Below are 3164 nucleotides of genomic sequence, written 5' to 3' on the forward strand. Positions count from 1 at the left end.
TGCGAGTTGACCATAGATTTTTTGCTTTATATTTATGGTTAACTTTTGTTACGCTTGACGGGATGAATGCCATAGTTTCATGACCAGTTGCTAGTGTTGTACCGTACCAGTAACCCCAGTAACTTGCACGTGGGTCACTTAATCCTGCTGAAATCCATGAACGATCAATCACTTTAACCTTGTTGCCACCTTTGAAGTATTCAGTACGGTAGTCAGCAAATGTTTTGGCATCGATGTAGCTTACGCGGTTGTCGTACCACCAGTTTGCATCGTTAGCGGTTGATTTAAGTTTGTAAACTTCCTTGCCGTCAGTAGAACAATCAGCAACAATATTAGCTTTTTGAGTGTACTTGTTACGCTTAACATCTTTCATCACACCTAAACAGCCTGCGAAAGTTGCCTTGCCTAATAGCTCATGTGACTCATGCTTTGGCTTACGTAATGTTACGTCACCAAAGGTGAAGTCAGAACCACCCCATGAATCGTCACGTGCAGGCTCGGCAAAACGACGCACTTTACGAATAGATGGAATGAAGATTTCGTATGATTGTGACTTTGCTTGATCAGTAAAGTCTGTAATCAGCATGCCGGTACCTTTTAATTTACCTGAACGGAAAATCGCTAAATCCTGAGCGTTAACGCCTTTAGCTTTAGGTGCGTTGTTTAAGTAACGCTCTAAAGTCAAAGTTAATGGGTTTGAGCCCTTAGCACGAAGAATTAGTGCGGTAACGTCTTTACCTTTTTTACCAATACCGTAATTGTCAAAACTATAAAAGTGGTTTACAAAGTAGTTTTGCGCTGCTAATTCATTAGCAGTAACACTGCCTGATGTATAAGCAAGATCTTTTGATACTGTTGCAGTGGCTACTGATACAGCTAGACTGGCTGCAACTGCAACCGATAAAGTGGTTAACTTCATACTCTCCCCAAAAATAATTAATCAAGTTCAAAATATACCTTAAAAATAAATATATTGTAAAGATGTTTTTTTTGCTATTTATACCAATAATTGTTTTTTTTTGCAAAAACAATATTTTAGATATATTTAAAAAAGCGGTAAAATATTGGTATTCAATATCGATTCTTGGGGAGTCATGGAATTTAATTTATTTACTTTAGTATTTTTAGTAGCAACACTTAGCTATGTTATTACCCTATTATGGCTTAATATTCGCCAAGATAAGGCGGTGGCTAAATCATTTAGTGCGGTGCCTGCTGAGTTTAGTGAGAAGATCACCCTAGAGCAGCACCAGAAAGCCGGCGAATATACCCAAGCCAAATTACTGGTTAACCATTTTGAAATTATCTTTTCAACGGTTGTTTTACTGATTTGGACACTCGGTGGTGGCTTAAGTTGGCTTGACGGGCTATGGCAAACATTAACAGATGACAGTTTATATCTCGGTGTTGGCTTTATTCTCAGCTTGATGATTATTGGCAGTATTATTGATTTACCCTTTAGTATTTATCGCACCTTTGTGCTTGAGCAGAAGTTTGGTTTTAATAAAATGACCATAGGCACTTTTATTGGTGATATGTTTAAGGGCTTATTACTAATGCTAATTATTGGTCTGCCACTTATTTATGCCATTTTATATTTAATGGGTGCCATGGGTGAATTCTGGTGGGCTTATGTCTGGCTGGTGCTAACTGGCTTTTCATTACTAATGTTTTGGCTGTATCCAACCTACATCGCCCCAATTTTTAACAAATTTAAAGCATTGGATAATCTTGCACTGAAAGCTAAGATTGACAACTTACTCATTCGCACTGGGTTTAAAAGTGATGGTGTATTTGTAATGGACGGCTCTAAACGCTCGTCACACGGTAACGCTTACTTTACTGGCATTGGCAAAAACAAGCGCATTGTGTTTTTTGACACCTTATTAGAAGGCATGGAAGATCAAGAGGTTGAGGCAATTCTTGCTCACGAATTAGGGCATTTCCATCATAAACATATTCGCAAACACATGATCACTTCATTTACCATCTCGCTATTTGGTTTGGCCTTATTGGGCTACTTAATCAATCAGCCGTGGTTTTTCCACGGGCTAGGGGTTGAGACTATGAGCAACCATACTGCGTTAATTTTATTCACACTGGTTATGCCAGTATTTAGTTTTTTTATTGCACCCATTAGCAATGCCTTATCACGCAAACATGAGTTTGAGGCAGATGCCTTTGCCGCTAAACACACCAATGCTGATGATTTAGTTTCAAGTTTGGTTAAGCTCTATCGTGATAATGCTTCAACGCTAACACCAGACAGATTGTATTCAGCCTTTCATGATTCGCACCCAAGTGCTAGTATTCGTATTAATCACCTGAAAGCCAGTGGTCATTAAGGCGCTATTCTTTTTACTATCAACAGCCAGCATGGCTGCGCCAAATTTGGCTGATGGCAAACTACTATATGATGAAAGCTGTGCTAAATGCCACCACACACCGTATCAAAGTTTAGGCTGGAATGAAATGACTAGCAAAATAGAAGTAAGCCATATGGTATCAGCTTGTAGCGATCATTTTCAACTGGATTGGAATGCGCAAGATATCGAAGATACTACTGAATTTTTAAATACTGAGTTTTTCTTTTTGGAAAAATAAGCGGTATACTTTACTACAAAGAATAACGGAGAATATAATGAAAATACCTTTACTAGCTGCAACATTACTTATTAGCAACTTTGCAATTGCCAATGAAGAAGGCAAAGAATTGCACGAAGAATCTTGTGTTGAGTGCCATATGGTTACACATGATGATGCCTTCTACACACGTGATAGCTCCAAGATGGCCACATTGTCTGATTTAAGTCGCCAGGTAAGCATGTGTACTTCAAACTTTAATCTTGGCTGGTTCCCAGATGAGGAAAAAGCGGTGCTAGATTACTTAAATAATAAGTATTACAAATTTTAGGAATAATTGAGCCTAACACGGCGCCAAAAATGGCGCATCGAAAAAATTCAAACCGAGCGAATTGCTAGAGCTAATCGCGCTGCGGACGATCAGGACGAACTAGAGATAGACACCAGCCATGCACAAACTGGCTTGGTGATCACTCGCTATGGCCAGCGTCTATTAGTTGAGAGTGAGTCTGGCGAGTTATTCCAATGTACAGGCCGGCGCAATATAGAGCTTTCTGTTGCGGGCGATCAGGTGGTTTTTC

General features: G+C 39.3%; 4 protein-coding genes and 1 pseudogene. 4 read left to right on the top strand and 1 reads right to left on the bottom strand.

Going from position 1 to position 3164, the window contains the following annotated elements; all coding sequences use genetic code 11:
* The coding region (locus P8M52_RS01835) for an outer membrane lipoprotein-sorting protein (protein WP_300306493.1) at positions 1–919 on the bottom strand (919 nt) is incomplete at its 3' end.
* Positions 920–1094: 175 nt separating this feature from the next.
* Here P8M52_RS01835 and P8M52_RS01840 point away from each other — a divergent pair.
* The 4 genes and pseudogenes from P8M52_RS01840 to P8M52_RS01855 form a co-directional block, all read left to right on the top strand.
* A complete protein-coding gene (locus P8M52_RS01840; protein WP_300306496.1) occupies positions 1095–2345 on the top strand; it encodes a M48 family metallopeptidase in 1251 nt (416 codons plus the stop codon).
* Positions 2346–2376: 31 nt separating this feature from the next.
* On the top strand, positions 2377–2604 hold the full coding sequence (locus tag P8M52_RS01845; RefSeq protein ID WP_300306499.1) for a hypothetical protein: 228 nt from the start codon (positions 2377–2379) through the stop codon (positions 2602–2604).
* Between the two features lie 37 nt (positions 2605–2641).
* A complete protein-coding gene (locus P8M52_RS01850) occupies positions 2642–2914 on the top strand; it encodes a hypothetical protein (protein WP_300306502.1) in 273 nt (90 codons plus the stop codon).
* A 6-nt stretch (positions 2915–2920) separates the two neighbouring features.
* Positions 2921–3164, top strand: a pseudogene (locus P8M52_RS01855) (ribosome small subunit-dependent GTPase A); the annotation flags it as partial.

The sequence above is a fragment of the Candidatus Thioglobus sp. genome, from assembly GCF_029243085.1.
Taxonomy (GTDB): Bacteria; Pseudomonadota; Gammaproteobacteria; order PS1; family Pseudothioglobaceae; genus Thioglobus_A.

What these genes read in the sequence shown, in the direction of transcription:
- P8M52_RS01845 (WP_300306499.1), top strand. Translation starts at nt 2,377, where the DNA reads ATGGCTGCGCCAAATTTGGCTGATGGCAAACTACTATATGATGAAAGC.
- P8M52_RS01850 (WP_300306502.1), top strand. Translation starts at nt 2,642, where the DNA reads ATGAAAATACCTTTACTAGCTGCAACATTACTTATTAGCAACTTTGCA.
- P8M52_RS01840 (WP_300306496.1), top strand. Translation starts at nt 1,095, where the DNA reads ATGGAATTTAATTTATTTACTTTAGTATTTTTAGTAGCAACACTTAGC.